Genomic DNA, 16,485 nt, shown 5'->3' with positions numbered 1-16,485 from the left:
GAGAAGAATATGGACGAGACGATAAAGGTGCTAAACAAAGCAGAATCGGGTTTGTCAGGGACAATTGTCGTACCTGGCGATAAATCGATTTCACACCGCGCTGTCATGTTTGGCGCTATGGCGAATGGTACAACAAACGTCAGCGGATTTCTTCCTGGCGATGATTGTTTAAGCACGATCGCCTGTTTCCGGCAAATGGGCGTGGCGATTGAACAAGAAGGCGACAAAGTCACGGTTGAAGGCAAAGGGTTAGATGGGCTGAAAGAGCCAAATGGGGTGTTAGATGTCGGCAATTCCGGCACGACGATCCGTTTGTTATTGGGCGTCCTCTCTGGCCGGCCTTTTCATTCGGTCGTTGTCGGTGACGATTCGATTGGCAAACGCCCGATGGCACGGGTGACTGCACCACTTCGGCAAATGGGCGCGCAAATTGACGGACGGGAAACGGGAAATAAAACCCCATTGTCGATTCGCGGTGGGCAAACGAAAGCAATCGAGTATACGATGCCTGTAGCAAGTGCACAAGTCAAATCAGCGCTTCTGTTAGCAGGATTGCAAGCAGAAGGGGAAACATCTGTTACAGAGCCGCAAACAACAAGAGACCATACAGAGCGAATGCTTCATGCTTTTGGCGTGAAAGTGACGACAGCGGGCAAGACCATTTCGATTCAAGGCGGCCAGTCCCTTCAAGCAGCTGACGTTGTTGTTCCAGGGGATATTTCGTCGGCGGCGTTTTTTCTTGTCGCAGGCTGTATCGTTCCGGGGAGTCGCGTCCACTTAAAGAATGTAGGCTTAAATCCAACGCGTGCCGGCATTCTTGAAGTCTTAAAGCGGAGTGGAGCAAAGCTGTCGATTGACGAACAAGTGACTACAGGTGGTGAACCGCGGGGCGATATGACGATATCAAAAAGCGAGCTCTCACCGTTTGTCATTGAAGGGGAGGAAGTGCCTACGTTAATTGATGAAATACCGGTGTTAGCAGTGCTTGCTACGCAAATTTCGGGCACAACCATTATCCGTGATGCTGAAGAGCTAAAAGTGAAAGAAACGAACCGCATTGATACAGTTGTAGGCGAATTGGCTAAGCTTGGTGCGGACATTGAAGCGACCGATGACGGCATGATTATCCGTGGCGGCAAGCCGCTTACAGGCGGGAAAGTGGATTCCCATGGCGACCACCGTATTGGCATGGCGCTTGTCATTGCCTCTTTATGCGCAAATGGGCCGGTAGAATTAGCAAACACAGGCGCCATTTCTGTATCGTATCCTCAGTTTTTTGAGCATTTACAGTCGCTACAGTAGAAGAGCGTCCAAGCGAATCGAAATCGATTGTAGCAGAGGGGCGAAGTCAGGAAAGCGAGGACGGGAGCAAATGGTTCCGTGTGCGTGAACAGTTGCTAAGCAGATCAACGAAGATACGAGCAGTGTTTATAGTCTAAAAGCAAGCCATGTGCTTGCTTTTTTGCCCCAAAAAAAAGAATCCACCTGTAAACGAAAGCGTTTACAAATGGATTTAGCCATAATAGCTAAGAATGTATGGATAGGAGTGGAGAGAAACCATACGCTAATTAGAGAATAAACGAAAACGCTTCCATTGTCAACAGGTTTTGCCATAAAAGATTTTTTTAAAATGATGGGCAAACAGAATGGTTGAAAGGGCACAATTGCTTACTATAAAATAAAGGCAAGAAGCATGCAAAAGGAGCATGATGTTTTTGTGGATATAAAAAAGAAAGTTTATGCATCGATTGAATCTGGGAATGTAGAAGAAGCACTCCGTTTACTAGATGCGTTTGCGAATACAACGAACCATGACCAGCTCTACCAAGCAGCGGAGCTTTATTATGAGCTAGGACATGTTGATAAAGCACGGCCGCTTATTGAACAATTGCTCGAATTATACCCTGATGAAGGGGAGTTGTACGTTTTGGCGGCAGAAATGATGATTGACGCCGACCAAGAAGACGAAGCGATTGAGTATTTATTAGAGATCGGCGAACACGACCCAAGTTTTTTACAAGCACAACTGCTGCTTGCTGATTTATACCAGTTGCAATCTCTTGATGAAGTAGCTGAGCAAAGACTGCTCGCCGCCCATAAAAAAGCGTCTAATGAGGTCATCATTACGTATGCACTCGGTGAATTTTATCTTGAACAAGGTTCATATAATAAAGCAATCCCGTATTTAAAACAGGCATTGCATGCAAAAGAGGAACTGGGTGACATAAATGTCGGTTTGGCGCTTGCTGAAGCTTATGGGGCTAATGGCCAGTTTGAAGACGCGCTCTTGCTATACCACCAGCAAAAACAGAATGAACTGCCGCCGAATGCTTTGTTTAACTTTGGTTTTACCGCTTTTCAGCAAGGTGATTACACGGTGGCAATTGAACAGCTTGAGGCTGTGAAAACACTCGACCCTGATTTTACAAGTGTCTATGTGCCGCTTGCACGCGCTTATGAAGCAGAAAAGCGTTATGAGGAAGCATTCGAAACATTGGCCGCGGGTATGCGTATGGATGAATTTAATGATGCGCTGCCATTGCTTGCAGGGAAACTGCTGTATAAACAACAGGATTTTGTCGGCGCTGAACAATACTTACGCCAGGCTATTGCTTTAAATCCAACAAATACAGAGGCGTTGCAAACATTAGCAGCGTTTTTGCGGGAGCAAGAACGATATGACGACTTGCTGGAGCTTGTCGAACATGCCAAGTCCTACGGAGAAACAGATGCGCTGCTCGTTTGGTACGAAGCACTCGCTCATAAACAGCTAGAGTATTATGAAACGGCACGGGAAAAATACAAAGAGGCCTATGTTGCTTTTCATGAAGACACAGACTTTCTAAGCGAGTATGGCCACTTTCTTTTGGAAGAGGGAGAGCGAAACAAGGCGGTAGAACTTTTTCAAAAAGCGCTGCAACAAAGCCCTGAGCGGAGTGATTTGTCAGAACTCCTCGATGAATTGCAGGCAGAGTAGTATGATACAGCGCGATTTGTAGAAAACGAATTGTGGCTAGAAAAAGGATTCAGGCAATGGCAAGGCGAATTTACAGGTATGCAGGACTAGGAAAGTTTCCAACGAATTCAGAAAGGGGGAGTGAGCAATGAGCAATATGGTTCCAGTCATGGACAAAAAAGCATTTTTGCGCAGCTTTCTCAAACGCCATCAACTGAAAAGGCGAGAATGTGCTTGGCTTTTGAACTACTTGATGAATGATGATACGCTAATGGAACGAGTTCACTTTTTAAACCATTCTGAAGGCACGCCAAAAGCTTTGGTTATTTCTGCTCAAGGAATCGAACAAATCCCATTTTCTTTCCGCAAAAAGCATCATGTCACAACGGATTGCGAAAAAGCGTTCCACGACATTCGCTTAAACCAAACAGAAGACATATATATTGAGCTCCACTTCCAAGAGCGCTTAACGTGCCCGCAATATTTAGCGGTGCTCGAAGACAATCCGTACTTGCCAGAAACGCAAGAAAGGGCTCAGGCATTTGAGCGAAAAGCAGAAGCGCTTTTACAGGAGTCGGTTCGCTTGTTCCAACTCAAAAAGCTGTCTGAAGCGATTGACGAGGCGCTTGACAATGGCGATAAGGAGACGTTCATGGAATTGAGCGAACGGCTAAATCGCTTAAGAAAATCTTGAAAACAGGGCCAACTGGCTCTGTTTTTTTGCTATACTATAGAAGGACAAAAAGGAGAGGATGATATGCGGTTTCGTGCAGCAGACATTGATACATATTTAAAAGCGGCTGACTATGTAGACACGGCTCTTATTCCGCTAATGAAAACAACGTGGGCTACTGAGGCGAAAACAGTGACGCAAGCGGTTGAGTTTACTGCTCAGCTAGCAGATGAAATGGAACGGCAATTTCACGGGCGGATCATGCAATTTCCTGCTTTTACTTATGCCCAATCAGAACCAATGGCAAGCCGCATTGACAGGCTGTTAGGGTGGGCAGCCGATTTAAAAGCAGCCTCATTTTCCCACATTTGTTTGTTGACTGCTGACGGGGAATGGAAAACGGCTGAAAAGGAGCTTGACGGAATGGCACTGTTTTTTGTGCCGGCGCTTCCCCTTGAATTTGTTGAAGCGAAGCACCGTAAAGAAGTGATGGACGGGCAGTTGAAACAGCTTATTCCCCTTTTATCGCAGCTATGGCAACAAAAAGTCTGAAAGCGCTCTTCTAACTTATATTGCGCAATGTAGGCGGTTTATAGTATGATGGTATCGTCCTAGTATTAGTCTTGTTAAGAATGCTCAGAATAAAAGGAGCACAATTATGAACGTTGTTAGGAGGGAAAATAGTGAGCGAGAGAGACCACAAAGTATCAAGACGGCAATTTTTATCGTACACGCTCACTGGCGTCGGCGGTTTCATGGCTGCTGGCATGTTAATGCCGATGATTCGCTTTGCCCTTGATCCTGCCTTAAAAGCAGGTGCGGAGTCGGATATGCAGCTCGTTTGCGAACTGGATGATTTGACCGATGTGCCGCAGCGCTTTACATGGAGCTTCACGCAAGTTGACTCATGGTACGAGTCACAAGTAGAGCACGAAGCTTACATCTATTTGGACGGCGATAAAGTTGTCGCTCTATCTTCAGTATGCACTCATCTTGGTTGCACGGTTTCGTACAATGAAGATGCGAGCGAGTTCCAATGCCCATGCCATGGAGGCCGTTTTGAAGAGGATGGTACGAATATCGCCGGAACGCCACCAACGCGACCGCTTGATGTTTTTGAAGTCGTGGTGGAAGGCAATCAAGTTTATCTTGGACAGGTGAGTCAAAGAACTTAGGAGGGGCGCGAGAAATGCTTCAAAAAATTTATGATTATGTGGACGAGCGTCTCGACATAACGCCAATGTGGCGGGATATCGCTGACCATGAAGTGCCGGAGCACGTCAACCCAGCTCATCACTTTTCAGCGTTTATTTATTGTTTTGGCGGTTTGACGTTTTTTGTAACCGTTATTCAAATTTTGTCGGGAATGTTCCTTACCATGTACTACGTGCCGGACATTGTGAATGCCCATGCATCTGTTTACTTTTTGCAAAACGATGTAGCAATGGGTGTCATTGTCCGCGGCATGCACCATTGGGGCGCCAGCCTTGTTATTGTCATGATGTTTTTACATACGTTGCGCGTGTTCTTTACCGGCTCGTACAAAAAGCCACGTGAATTAAACTGGGTTGTAGGAGTATTGATTTTCTTTGTGATGCTTGGCCTTGGCTTAACAGGCTATTTGTTGCCTTGGGATATGAAAGCATACTTTGCGACTGTCGTCACACTTCAAATTGCTGAAAGCGTACCGATCATCGGCGACTTTACAAAAGCGTTGCTTGCCGGAGGCGAAATTGTCGGTGCTGCGACGTTGACGCGCTTTTTTGCTATCCATGTCTTCTTCTTGCCAGCAGCATTGCTTGGTTTGCTTGGGGCGCATTTTATCATGATTCGCCGTCAAGGCATTTCTGGCCCGCTATAATAGCTAGCTAATATGTGATTATACTAAGGGGGGAAACCCATGCATCGAGGAAAAGGAATGAAGTTTGTCGGCGATTCCCGTGTCAAGGCGGATGGCCGAAAACCAAACATTCCAAAAGACTACTCGGAATACCCTGGAAAAACGGAAGCTTTTTGGCCAAACTTCCTATTGCGGGAATGGATGGTAGGGGCAGTCTTTTTAATGGGCTTTTTATGCTTAACTGTGGCCCATCCTGCGCCGCTTGAAGCAATCGCTGATCCATTGGAAGCCTACATTCCGCTTCCAGACTGGTATTTCCTGTTTTTATATCAATTGCTTAAGTATGAGTTTGCTTCTGGCGACTTTAATGTACTAGGTACGGTGGTTATTCCAGGCGTTGCATTCGGCGCTTTGCTGCTTGCTCCGTGGCTGGATACATCAAAAGAGCGTCGGCCTCACCGTCGCCCGATTGCTACATCTATTATGCTTCTTGGTGTTGCTTCCGTTGTTTACTTGACATGGGAGTCAGTGGCCCAGCATGACTGGGAAGCTGCTGCCCAGCAAGGGAAGCTAGTAGAAGGAGCCGAAATCGATGAGGAAGCAGAGGGGTTTGAAATTTATTCAAGCCAAGATTCATGCATTCAATGTCATGGCGACCAAATGACAGGCGGTGCTGGAGCGCCGAACTTGCTCGAAACAGAAAAAACACCTGAAGAAGTCATTGAAATCATTCAAAATGGGCAAGGAGCGATGCCTGCCGACCAGTTCACGGGGTCTGAAGAAGAACTGCAAATTTTGGCAGAGTTCATCGCAAACCATGGTCAAGACCCAGAATGATTGTGTTATACTAAAAGCTGCCTTTTTAGGCGGCTTTTTTCATGAAAGGAAGGGCTGGCATGCTAGCTTATTTGTATGGGCTTTTAACGAAACGCATCAGCTTATGGTTGCTGCTAATCATTAATGTGTTAGGCACGATCTATGGGTTTTACTGGTATGGCGACCAGCTTGCGGCCACTCCGCTGCATTTTATCTGGTTTGTGCCTGACAGTCCGACGGCAAGTTTGTTTTTTGTGTTTGTGTTGATTGGCTTTTTGATCCGGAAGCAATCCGGCTTAATCGAAGCGCTTGCTGCTGTGACGTTACTTAAATACGGCGTGTGGGCAGTTGTCATGAATACGTTTCAAGTGATGGAAGGCGCCCCGCTTCATTGGCAAATTATTATGCTGAATGTATCCCATGCAGGCATGGCTTTACAGGCGCTTTTATTCATGCCATACTTCCGCATCAAAAAAGGACATTTGGCGGCAGCGTTATTATGGACTGTCTTCAACGACTTTATCGATTACCATTTTCACATGCACCCGTGGTTAAGTACTCGAATTATGCCTTATATCGACGGCATTGGCTGGTTTACATTCCTGTTAGGACTTGTCTGTGTAGCAACCGTCTACTTCCTGAACGTACGCCAGCACGCGCTTCGTATTAATTTGCCAGGCTAAGGTCTACTCTTGTCCTTTTGTTCATAGGATGTTTAGAACAGAGGAGGGACAAGAAATGCGTCATTGGATGATGCTCGTTTTGCTTGTTTGTATCGTAGTGATGCTGCCTATGCCTGGCTCTGCTAATGATGCCCAAGCGTGGAAAGAATTGAATCATACGGCAAATCAAGTGCTGAAGCTAACGAAAGAACAGCGTTATGAAGATGGAAAACGGCTAATGAGTGTGTTTGCGGATTTTTTCCTTTCTTATGATTTTGAAGACCAGGAATGGACAATGTCTTCGTTACGCACACTAACAACAACGTTTGAAAATGCTGAAGATGCATTAACGGCTACAAATATGCCTGATGATGAACGAATTCGCCTCGTCACAGCGTTTCGCCTTGCGATTGACGCGTTTGCCGAAAACAGCGAACCCCTTTGGAAAAGCACGGAAACGCAAGTGATGGCGTCACTAGACGACCTAGAGGAAGCGGCTGTGTCAAAAGATGCCCAAGCTCTGAAACGCCAAATAAATGCATTTCATTCCCTATACGGCATGATTCGTCCGGCTATCCACATAAGCACAACTGAACAAACCGTTGTTCGTTTTGACTCGTATTTTGCTTTATTAGAAAACCAATCCGTATCGCCTGAGCAACTGGAAGATCATATTGAAACGATGCGCGGCGCTTTTAAAGAACTTTATGAAGGTGGTGGCGAGGACGGAATAGACCCATCGCTCTTATGGGCGATTCTGTCTATCGGTGGGCCGCTTGTTGTGTCTTTATCTTATGTTGGTTATCGAAAATACCGGGCTGAGAAACGGCGAGTAAAGGCAAAAGAATAAAATGTGTCAAAACGGTGACAGCCGTTCAAAAAACAGCGTGCAACAATAGCGGGAAGTTTGACTTTCTTTGACGTTTTGATTACGATAATAGTATTAAGATAAAGTGAGGTGATTGCAATGAGTCTCGGTGTTTATTTGTTTTATTTAGCGTTTCTCATTCTAATCCCGCTTCTGGCTCAAGGAAAAGTAAAACGGGCGTATAAAAAATATTCGCGCATCCGAAACAGTGCAGGAATGACAGGTGCAGAAGTAGCCCGAAAAATTCTTCATGACAATGGCATTTATGATGTTGAAGTCGAAGAGGTTAAAGGGGAGTTATCTGACCACTACGATCCACGTGCCAAAGTTGTAAGGTTGTCAACAGACAATTACCGCAACGCTTCAGTTGCCGGAGCGGCCATTGCCGCTCATGAAGTAGGACACGCGATCCAAGATGCAGAAAACTACTCGTTCTTGAAATTTCGCAGCGCTTTGGCGCCCGTTGCTTCCATCGGCAGCAATTTAGGCCAATGGCTGATTTTAGCCGGTTTGCTCTTCGGCGTTGGTGCTCAAGTTGGCGGAAACCCTGTTTTGCTAATGGGTATTATCTTCTTTGCCACCGCTGTGTTATTCCAAGTGGTTACGTTGCCAGTCGAGTTTAACGCTTCCAACAGAGCAATGGAGCAAATGGTTGCAAGTGGGATTATTGTAAACAACGAAGAGCGGGAAACAAAGAAAGTCCTTGATGCCGCTGCTTTAACTTATGTGGCAGCAGCGCTTGTCGCTTTGCTCGAACTAGCACGCTTCATTATGATTTACTTGTCACAACGCGACTAATGGTCGGAACAAATCGGCTTAGTCTGAAACCAGCTCATTCACTTGGGCTGGTTTTTTTGTGCCCATTAAAATGGGAGCTTGCATGCCCCGAAAAAGCGCTTTAACAGTGAGCTTCGACAGACAATGCCCGTTTTTTCGGGCAAAGCCCTTTACAAACATGGTTTTCCTAAAGTAGACTGAGTTTGTTTATCAGAAATGGGGAGACGGAATGAAACAGAATCCAACAGGAATGGAAAGGCTGGCGCTTGCGTTTTTGCTTGGAATGCTAGCCGTCCTTGGGCCACTCAATATTGATATGTATTTGCCAAGCTTTTTGCAAATTAGCGAAGATCTGCAAGCGCCCGCTTCGCTTGTGCAACTAAGTTTAACAACGTGCTTAATCGGTTTGGCGATCGGGCAACTTGTCGTCGGCCCGATCAGTGACGCAAAGGGAAGGAAACGGCCATTGCTCATTTCAATTACGTTATTTGCCGCTGCTTCGCTTTTATGTGCGTTTGCTCCAAATATTGGCGTCTTGATTGCTGGCCGTTTTTTACAAGGATTTACGGCAGCTGCTGGGATTGTCGTGTCTCGTGCGGTTGTCCGTGATGTTTTTACAGGCCAAGCATTAACAAAATTCTTTGCGTTGCTTATGGTGATCAATGCCGTGGCGCCGATGTTAGCACCAATGGCGGGCGGGGCGATTTTGCTGTTGCCAGGGGCGCGCTGGGGCTGGATTTTCTTGTTTTTGTCTTTGCTTGGTGTCTTAATCGTTCTCGTTGCAGGAATAAAGCTAGAAGAATCGCTTCCACCAAGCAAGCGAGTGCCAAGCTCTATGTCGCATATCCTATGGACATTTAAAGATTTGCTTAAAGACCGTTCTTTTATCGGCTATGCACTTACACTCGGGCTTGCTCATGGCGGTAGTTTTGCCTATGTGGCAGGCACTCCGTTTGTTTATCAAGGCATTTACGGTGTAAACGAACAAGTTTATAGTGTGTTATTTGGCATCAATGGTCTAGCGATCATCACCGGTACATTCGTGGTTGGCCGTTTAGCTGGCATAGTTCATGAGCGAACGTTGTTGAAAACAGGAGTGATGGTTGCGAGCTCGGCTACAGCTATCCTTGTCTGTATGGCGGCCATTCAAGGGCCATTATGGACAATTGTCGTTTCCATTTTTGTTTACATGACGTCAATGGGAATGATCACAACTTCTTCCTTTACGTTAGGAATTGCCAAACAAAGCCATCGTGCTGGCAGTGCTAGCGCGATGCTCGGCATGTTGCCCTTATTCCTTGGAGCGATGGTTGCGCCGCTTGTAGGTATTGATGAATCAACAGCAGTGCCGATGGCCGCGATTATGTTTGCCACAAGCGTATTGGCCCTTAGTACATGCCTTGGTTTGACGAGAAAAGAGAGCAGTCCTAGCCAAGTCGAAAAACGGTAAGGTCCGAAGCAAACGTATAGCGCTAAACGAAGAAGGGAAATCCTTCAATAGACATGGTTGGAGGTGAAAAAAGCAACAGAGAAGCGGCATGCTCTGTTGCTTTTTTACTGCTTAGCCAATTCGAATCGGTTGCTTGTTGTCATCGAGTGTAAACCCTTCACCGGCGGCTTCGGAAACATCGTGGATGGTCATGAACGCATGGGGGTCAATGCGATGCACAATATTGCGCAACCTCACCGTTTCATTGCGGGCGACGACGCAATATAAAATTTCTTTTTCGTCGCCAGTAAATGTGCCTTTCCCTTGTAACGTCGTTGCGCCTCGGCCCATTTCACGTAAAATCGCTTCTGAGATCTCCGTAATCGACTCGGAGATGACAAAGGCTGCTTTCGCATTGTAGGATCCTTGTTGGATAAAGTCAATGACTTTGGCGGCAATAAACACATAGACAATCGTGTACATTGCTTCACGCAAATCAAGATAGACGAGAGAGATGGCAATGACACACGAATCAAATACAAAAAAGGTCCGTCCGATGCTCCAGCCAAAATAGCGCAAGCATAGTTTCGCAATGATGTCTGCTCCGCCGGTTGTGCCGCCAAAACGAAAGACAAGCCCAAGCCCTGTACCGACGATAGCCCCTGCGAATAATGCGGCAAGCATTAAGTCATTGCCAAGGAAAATATGTAAGTTAATACGCTGGAACAAATCAAGGAATAACGATAAACTGAATGTGCCTACGAGTGTATAGTAAAAAGGAATCCGGCCTAACATCCGCCAGCCTATAAAAAACAACGGAATGTTAATAACGATGTTGGTGATTGCCGGGTTGATCGTAAATAAAAAGAAAAAAAGCAAAGTAATGCCTGTTACGCCGCCATCTGCCAATTGGTGTTCCATATTAAAGTAAACAAGGCCAAACGACATAAGCGCCGTGCCGAGCAAAATGAAAAAAATGTTTTTAACGTGCCGGTTGACTGCCAAGCAATCGCCTCCTTTTCGCGTCCATTCTTAGTTTACTCAACTTCATGGAAAAAAGAAATATCACGTCATTATTTTTAAATTGCGCAGGCGCGTGCTTTTCGCTAGGATAGAAGGGAAAGGAAGTGCCGATGATGCCTGAAGGAAAAACAATCGCAGAAATGCAAAAAGAAGTCGACTCGTACATAGGGCAGTTTAAAGAAGGGTATTTTAGCCCACTGGCGATGTTGGCTCGCTTGACGGAAGAATTAGGCGAGCTAGCAAGGGAAGTGAACCATTACTATGGAGAGAAGCCCAAAAAAGCATTAGAAGAAGACAAAACGATGGAACAAGAAATCGGCGATATGCTGTTTGTCCTCATTTGTTTGGCGAACTCACTTCAAATTGACTTAAGCGAAGCGCATGATCTTGTCATGCATAAATTCCAAACAAGAGACAAAGACCGCTGGACAAAAAAAGAAAAAGGAGAACAGAATCAATGACACGTATTGTAATTGCAGGGCCCCGTGGCAACATGGGGCAAGAAGCAGTCAAACTTTGTTTGCAAGAAGAATCATTTAAGCTTGTTGCGGTAGTTGATTCAAAAAATGACGGCAAACAATTAAAAGATTTGCCAGAATTTCCACAAGGTGATTTACCAGTATATACCGATATGGCACGCTGTTTTGCTGAGCATGAACCAGATGTATTAATTGATTTGACGGCACCTGCCTTTGGTAGAAAACATATGGAAATAGCGTTTGAGCATGGCGTCCGTCCAGTTGTGGGAACGACAGGGTTTAATGATGAAGATATTCGCGATTTAACGCAAATGGCCGAAGCAAAAGAGCTCGGTGCCATCATCGCCCCCAACTTTGCTATTGGCGCGATCTTAATGATGAAATTCGCGCAAACGGCAGCACGGTACATGAATGACGTTGAAATTATTGAACAGCACCATGACCGCAAGCTTGATGCGCCATCGGGTACAGCGGTAAAAACGGCACAGCTCATTGCAGAGGTGCGGGCTCCGAAAAAGCAAGGGCATGAGCAGGAAAGAGAAGAGATGGCAGGCGCAAGAGGAGCTGACTTCGATGGCATGAAAATCCACTCTGTCCGTTTACCTGGGCGAGTGGCCCATCAAGAAGTGCTGTTTGGCGGAGTGGGGCAAACGTTATCGATACGCCACGATTCGCTAAACCGTGAAAGTTTTATGCCTGGTGTAAAGCTTGCCGTTAAACAAGTGGTCAAGCTCTCGACGCTAGTATACGGCCTTGAAAATTTAATCGACTAAGGGGAGAACGACATGAAAATCGCTTTAATTGCCCATGACAAGAAAAAACAAGAATTGGTTGATTTTTGTGTTGCTTATGAGCCCATTTTAAAAGAGCATGAGCTGTACGCGACTGGTACAACGGGCACTCGGATCATGGAGGCGACTGAGTTGGTTGTTACCCGTTTTAAGTCTGGCCCATTAGGGGGCGATCAGCAAATCGGGGCGCTCGTTGCTGAGAATCAATTCGATTTAATTTTGTTTATGCGCGATCCATTAACGGCGCAGCCCCATGAACCGGATGTCACTGCTTTAATTCGGTTATGTGATGTGCAAAGTGTGCCGCTGGCGACAAATATGGGAACCGCTGAAATTTTAATCAAAGGGCTTGAGAGAGGCGATTTTGCTTTCCGTGATATTATCCATGAACAAGAAAAAGCAAACCCATTAAAAGAAGGCTGAACGCCTTCTTTTAACGTTGGAGGGAGCAAATGAAAACAAGGAAAGCAGAAATACAAGACATTGTCCTTATCCAAGAGATCGCCAAGCGTTCATGGGAAGACACGTATAAAGACTTGATTCCCGCTGATATCCGCCAAGTTTATATCGAGCAAGCTTATTCGCGCCAAAGCTTGTCGGTTAAGATCAACTCTTCTGCTGCTTTTTTTGTGGTGGAAGAGGCTGGTAAAGTCATTGGCTTTGCCCAGCTGGCTAGAAGTGAAAAAGAAACCGATTTGGCTGCCCTTTATGTCGATCCTAAGATGCTTGGTTGTGGAACAGGGACATTGCTTTTTGAAACAGTCGTACGCGAACTAAAACAAGGCGAATCACTTGTTGTGTACCTTGAAAAAGGCAATTTTCGTGCTGTACGCTTTTACACAAAATGTGGTTTTGCTTACAAAAACGAATTTAAAGAGCGGCTATTTGGACATGTCTTTCATACAGTAAAAATGGTCTTCAAACGGGATGGGGAGAGGAACACATATGTATAAAACGATCGACGGTGTCCGCGTATGGGGGGAACCACTTGAAAACGCTGTTGAACAGGCCGTTCGCTGCAGCCAGCATGGCGATGTCGTCCAAACGCTATTAATGGCCGACCACCATAAAGGCTACAGCCAACCGGTAGGAGGCGTTGTCGTCTATGACGGCCAAGTATCCCCTTCTGGAGTCGGTTATGACATTGCCTGTGGCAACAAAGCAGTGCGGACAAATGTTACTTTTGAGGAGATTCGCTTGGAGCTGCCTCAGCTTCTCGATAAAATTTACGAAGCGCTCCCATTTGGCATTGGCCAAAAAAACAAGCAGCCAGTTGACCATGAACTGTTTTCTGATCCTGACTGGCATGTGTTTTCGGAAATTGAACTAGGGCTTACAGATACATTACAAACATTGGCACGTAACCAACTCGGTACGATTGGGAGCGGCAACCATTTCGTTGATTTGTTTGTGGAAGAAGAAACAGGCGTTTTATGGGTCGCAAATCATTTTGGCAGTAGGGGCTTAGGCCATAAAACAGCTAGCGGTTTTTTGAACTTAGCGAAAAACAGGCCGTTTGCTAGCAAAGTTAGCGGGGAGAGCATGGAAGATGTACCGACTTTGTTTGATGTTGCCTCCGAGTTAGGTGACATGTACATCCGAGCAATGAACTTAGCCGGAAAATACGCATATGCCGGCAGAAACCATTGTATTGCTAAAGTGCTCGCCATTTTGCAAGCAAAAGAAACGTTCTCTGTTCATAACCATCATAACTTTGCTTGGAAGGAAACGCACAATGGCAAAGACGTTTATGTTGTCCGTAAAGGGGCAACGCCTTCTGCTCCAGGACAGCTTGGGTTTATCGGTGGCAGTATGGGTGATTATTCAGTTATTGTTGAGGGCATTGATAGCAAGGAAAACAAGGACGCTTTTTACAGCACAGTCCATGGAGCTGGCAGATTAATGAGCCGTACACAGGCAGCGGGCCGTTTTACAGGAAAAGGCAAGAACAGACGCCGTAGCGGCGGAGCGATTAGCTCTGAGCAAATGGCAGCTGCGCTTGCTGCGTTTGGAGTAGAATTGCGCGGCGGAGGCACAGATGAAAGTCCATTCGTATATAAAAAATTAGATACGGTCCTCTCTGCTCATAAAAATACGTTAAAAGTAAAACATCGCTTAAAGCCTGTTGGCGTTTGTATGGCTGGCGAGAACGAATTTGACCCATACAAAGATTAAGGGTGTTACAGCTGTGCAATAAAAGCATTACCTAGGCGAGATGAGAAAAACGCTCAATCATTCTCCTGCTGTTCACTGACACTGAAACGTTATCGATGGGCATACGCTGGCCATAAGGAATTTGGTAGGTCGTTGCTTTCCTAATAGCAGATTCCCTAATGAAAACCGTGTTTTTTTGTTTGTGATTTTTCGGCTTCCTTTAATAAACGGCATGCCGTTAAACAAAAGAACATAAAATAGATAAATTGGAATATAGGGGGAAGCACGATGATCGTTGAATTTGTTGATATGGATAATCACGATCTTCTTCATCAAATTAAAGGCGAGGAAGCAAAACAATTTCTAGATTATGCGGGCACCATCAATAAAGTCCATTTGCGAATCAGCAAAGATCTGTCTTTTCAAGGGGCAATTGCCGAAATGATTTACGACTTGGATTACATTCGCGGGACACCTAGTCAACGAATAGAAGTGCGCTTAGCAAACATTCAGATCAGGCGGCTAAATTAAAAAAGCCAGCAAAAGAATGAAAACAGGCTGGCTTTCATAGATGCTAAACTTCTTTTTTCATTAACAAATGGGGGATACCGTCTTCCATAAAGACGTCAGAAGCCGTTTCGTATCCAAAACGATGATAAAACCCTTCTGCATGTTGTTGGCCATGGAGCAACAATGAGGCAGCGCCTTTTTGCAAAGCAATGGCTTCCAATGCTTCAATGATTTCTCTGCCGACACCTTTTTGGCGCCAGTCTTTTAAAATGCAAATTCGTTCGAGTTTCCCGGCGTTTTCGACTAAACGGATACGGCCTGTCCCGACTGGTTTTTCACCGTCATAAGCAATGACATGTGTACAAGCAGCATCAAGATGGTCATATTGGTCGAACTCGTCTTCAAGTGGGCAATGTTGCTCCTGGACAAACACCATTTCCCTAATATGAAATGCTTGTTCTAACTCTGCAAGTGTCGTGGCGATTTTTATTTCCAAAGGTCATTCCCCTTTTTTGTAACATGATTTTTCGTTATCGTTATTTTACCTTGAAAACGTATGTTCTGTAAATGTTTTAAGTCGAAAAATCGTTGTTGAGCTATGCTACAATAGTATAAAACGAAGGAAGGCTGAAAAGGAGTGAGATAGTTGCTGCTCAAACTAAGATTTACATAACAACGGTGCAGAGGGCCTCCCCATAAATCGGGACAAACCGGCGTACATCTGTTTATTAATGGGGAGGAGTCAAAAGATGGCATATAGCAAGACCTTTTTAGAACAAGTAGAAACAGCAATGAAGCAGTCATTTAGCGGTTGGAATTTTGAGCAGTTAAGAGGGCGAGTGAAAGAGGAGGAGCTCGACTGGTCTTATCGGGATTGGGTCAAGGAGTCACTTAAGCAAAGGACAGTGCTGGATATGGGCACAGGCGGTGGCGAATTTTTGTCTTCGTGTGCTCCATTCCAAGGAAAGGTCTATGCAACAGAGGGATACGAGCCCAATGTAGAAATTGCGCAAAAAGCATTAGCCCCGTTTGGCGTCTGTGTACGTTATATAGAAGATGATGACTATCTGCCATTTTCTGATGGGGCTTTTGACAGCATTATTAACCGTCATGAGTCATACAGCGAGCGAGAATTAGCGCGTATATTAAAACCAGGTGGAACGTTTATTACGCAACAGGTTGGCGGTGACGATTGCAAAGAAATCAATGACGCACTTTCACTTCCTTTAAATACTGAATTTGCAGATTGGAAGCTGGAAGTGGCAGTTGACCGCTTAGTTGCACACGGCTTTAGCATTGAAGCAAAAACGAAGGCTTTTCCAAAGCAGCGTTTTTTTGATATTGGTGCGCTTATTTATTACTTGCGGGCGATTCCCTGGCAAGCACCAGGCTTTTCTGTGGAACGCCATATGCCCCAGTTGGATCATATCGCTCAGGAGATAAAAAAGAACGGGTATTTTGAAACGACACAGCATCGATTCATCTTGAAAGCGAGAAAATAAAAAGG

20 protein-coding genes are annotated in these 16,485 nt (G+C 45.5%); 18 read left to right on the top strand and 2 right to left on the bottom strand.

Annotated elements, in window-relative coordinates; translation table 11 throughout:
- Positions 1-9 precede the first annotated feature (9 nt).
- From aroA to BC8716_RS18695, 11 genes are all read left to right on the top strand, one after another.
- On the top strand, positions 10-1,302 hold the full coding sequence (gene aroA / locus BC8716_RS18745) for a 3-phosphoshikimate 1-carboxyvinyltransferase (RefSeq protein WP_094428177.1): 1,293 nt from the start codon (positions 10-12) through the stop codon (positions 1,300-1,302).
- Between the two features lie 415 nt (positions 1,303-1,717).
- Positions 1,718-2,977 (top strand): tetratricopeptide repeat protein, encoded by a 1,260-nt coding sequence (locus tag BC8716_RS18740; RefSeq protein ID WP_257251584.1) that lies wholly within the window; start codon positions 1,718-1,720, stop codon positions 2,975-2,977.
- 127 nt (positions 2,978-3,104) lie between these two features.
- Positions 3,105-3,650 carry a ReoY family proteolytic degradation factor gene (locus BC8716_RS18735; protein ID WP_094428173.1) on the top strand — a complete coding sequence of 182 codons (546 nt, stop codon included), beginning with the start codon at positions 3,105-3,107 and terminating at the stop codon, positions 3,648-3,650.
- A gap of 63 nt (positions 3,651-3,713) precedes the next feature.
- Positions 3,714-4,181, top strand: a complete 468-nt coding sequence (locus BC8716_RS18730) for a YpiF family protein (RefSeq protein ID WP_094428171.1) — start codon at positions 3,714-3,716, stop codon at positions 4,179-4,181.
- 131 nt (positions 4,182-4,312) lie between these two features.
- A complete protein-coding gene (locus BC8716_RS18725) occupies positions 4,313-4,804 on the top strand; it encodes a Rieske (2Fe-2S) protein (RefSeq protein ID WP_062746968.1) in 492 nt (163 codons plus the stop codon).
- A 14-nt stretch (positions 4,805-4,818) separates the two neighbouring features.
- Positions 4,819-5,490, top strand: a complete 672-nt coding sequence (gene qcrB / locus BC8716_RS18720; RefSeq protein ID WP_011246751.1) for a menaquinol-cytochrome c reductase cytochrome b subunit — start codon at positions 4,819-4,821, stop codon at positions 5,488-5,490.
- Between the two features lie 39 nt (positions 5,491-5,529).
- Positions 5,530-6,306, top strand: coding sequence for a menaquinol-cytochrome c reductase cytochrome b/c subunit (locus BC8716_RS18715; RefSeq protein ID WP_094428169.1), 777 nt, complete (start codon positions 5,530-5,532; stop codon positions 6,304-6,306).
- A gap of 59 nt (positions 6,307-6,365) precedes the next feature.
- Positions 6,366-6,968 (top strand): DUF1405 domain-containing protein, encoded by a 603-nt coding sequence (locus BC8716_RS18710; protein WP_094429297.1) that lies wholly within the window; start codon positions 6,366-6,368, stop codon positions 6,966-6,968.
- 55 nt (positions 6,969-7,023) lie between these two features.
- Positions 7,024-7,797, top strand: a complete 774-nt coding sequence (gene ypjB, locus BC8716_RS18705) for a sporulation protein YpjB (protein WP_157730492.1) — start codon at positions 7,024-7,026, stop codon at positions 7,795-7,797.
- A gap of 117 nt (positions 7,798-7,914) precedes the next feature.
- Entirely contained in the window at positions 7,915-8,613 is a 699-nt protein-coding gene (locus tag BC8716_RS18700; RefSeq protein ID WP_094428165.1) for a zinc metallopeptidase, read from the top strand.
- A gap of 208 nt (positions 8,614-8,821) precedes the next feature.
- Entirely contained in the window at positions 8,822-10,042 is a 1,221-nt protein-coding gene (locus tag BC8716_RS18695; RefSeq protein ID WP_094428163.1) for a Bcr/CflA family efflux MFS transporter, read from the top strand.
- Between the two features lie 111 nt (positions 10,043-10,153).
- On the opposite strand, the gene BC8716_RS18690 is transcribed toward BC8716_RS18695, so the two are convergent.
- A complete protein-coding gene (locus tag BC8716_RS18690; RefSeq protein WP_011246757.1) occupies positions 10,154-11,026 on the bottom strand; it encodes a YitT family protein in 873 nt (290 codons plus the stop codon).
- 158 nt (positions 11,027-11,184) lie between these two features.
- On the opposite strand from BC8716_RS18690, the gene BC8716_RS18685 reads away from it, so the two are divergent.
- The 6 genes from BC8716_RS18685 (at position 11,185) to BC8716_RS18660 (ending at position 14,999) form a co-directional block, all read left to right on the top strand.
- Positions 11,185-11,505 carry a nucleotide pyrophosphohydrolase gene (locus tag BC8716_RS18685; protein ID WP_406550708.1) on the top strand — a complete coding sequence of 107 codons (321 nt, stop codon included), beginning with the start codon at positions 11,185-11,187 and terminating at the stop codon, positions 11,503-11,505.
- Entirely contained in the window at positions 11,502-12,296 is a 795-nt protein-coding gene (dapB, locus tag BC8716_RS18680; RefSeq protein WP_094428159.1) for a 4-hydroxy-tetrahydrodipicolinate reductase, read from the top strand. Before BC8716_RS18685 ends, dapB begins: the two co-directional genes overlap by 4 nt.
- A 12-nt stretch (positions 12,297-12,308) precedes the next feature.
- A complete protein-coding gene (gene mgsA, locus BC8716_RS18675; protein ID WP_011246760.1) occupies positions 12,309-12,737 on the top strand; it encodes a methylglyoxal synthase in 429 nt (142 codons plus the stop codon).
- Between the two features lie 29 nt (positions 12,738-12,766).
- Positions 12,767-13,267 carry a GNAT family N-acetyltransferase gene (locus tag BC8716_RS18670; protein ID WP_094428157.1) on the top strand — a complete coding sequence of 167 codons (501 nt, stop codon included), beginning with the start codon at positions 12,767-12,769 and terminating at the stop codon, positions 13,265-13,267.
- A complete protein-coding gene (locus tag BC8716_RS18665; RefSeq protein ID WP_094428155.1) occupies positions 13,260-14,489 on the top strand; it encodes an RtcB family protein in 1,230 nt (409 codons plus the stop codon). The genes BC8716_RS18670 and BC8716_RS18665 overlap by 8 nt, the downstream gene beginning before the upstream one ends.
- 267 nt (positions 14,490-14,756) lie before the next feature.
- The gene (locus BC8716_RS18660; RefSeq protein ID WP_011246763.1) at positions 14,757-14,999 is read left to right on the top strand and encodes a hypothetical protein; all 243 of its coding nucleotides are present in this window, start codon (positions 14,757-14,759) and stop codon (positions 14,997-14,999) included.
- Positions 15,000-15,042: 43 nt separating this feature from the next.
- Here the strand turns inward: BC8716_RS18660 and BC8716_RS18655 are convergent, their stop codons facing one another.
- The gene (locus BC8716_RS18655; RefSeq protein WP_094428153.1) at positions 15,043-15,474 is read right to left on the bottom strand and encodes a GNAT family N-acetyltransferase; all 432 of its coding nucleotides are present in this window, start codon (positions 15,472-15,474) and stop codon (positions 15,043-15,045) included.
- A gap of 253 nt (positions 15,475-15,727) precedes the next feature.
- Between BC8716_RS18655 and BC8716_RS18650 the strand changes: the two genes are divergently transcribed.
- Positions 15,728-16,480: a class I SAM-dependent methyltransferase gene (locus BC8716_RS18650; RefSeq protein ID WP_094428151.1), complete on the top strand. Its 753-nt coding sequence runs from the start codon at positions 15,728-15,730 to the stop codon at positions 16,478-16,480.
- Positions 16,481-16,485 lie beyond the last annotated feature (5 nt).

It is taken from the genome of Shouchella clausii (genome assembly GCF_002250115.1).
Lineage (GTDB): Bacteria > Bacillota > Bacilli > Bacillales > Bacillaceae_D > Shouchella > Shouchella clausii.
The sequence above is the reverse complement of the archived record's forward strand: the minus strand, read 5'-3'. Positions and strand labels throughout refer to the sequence as shown.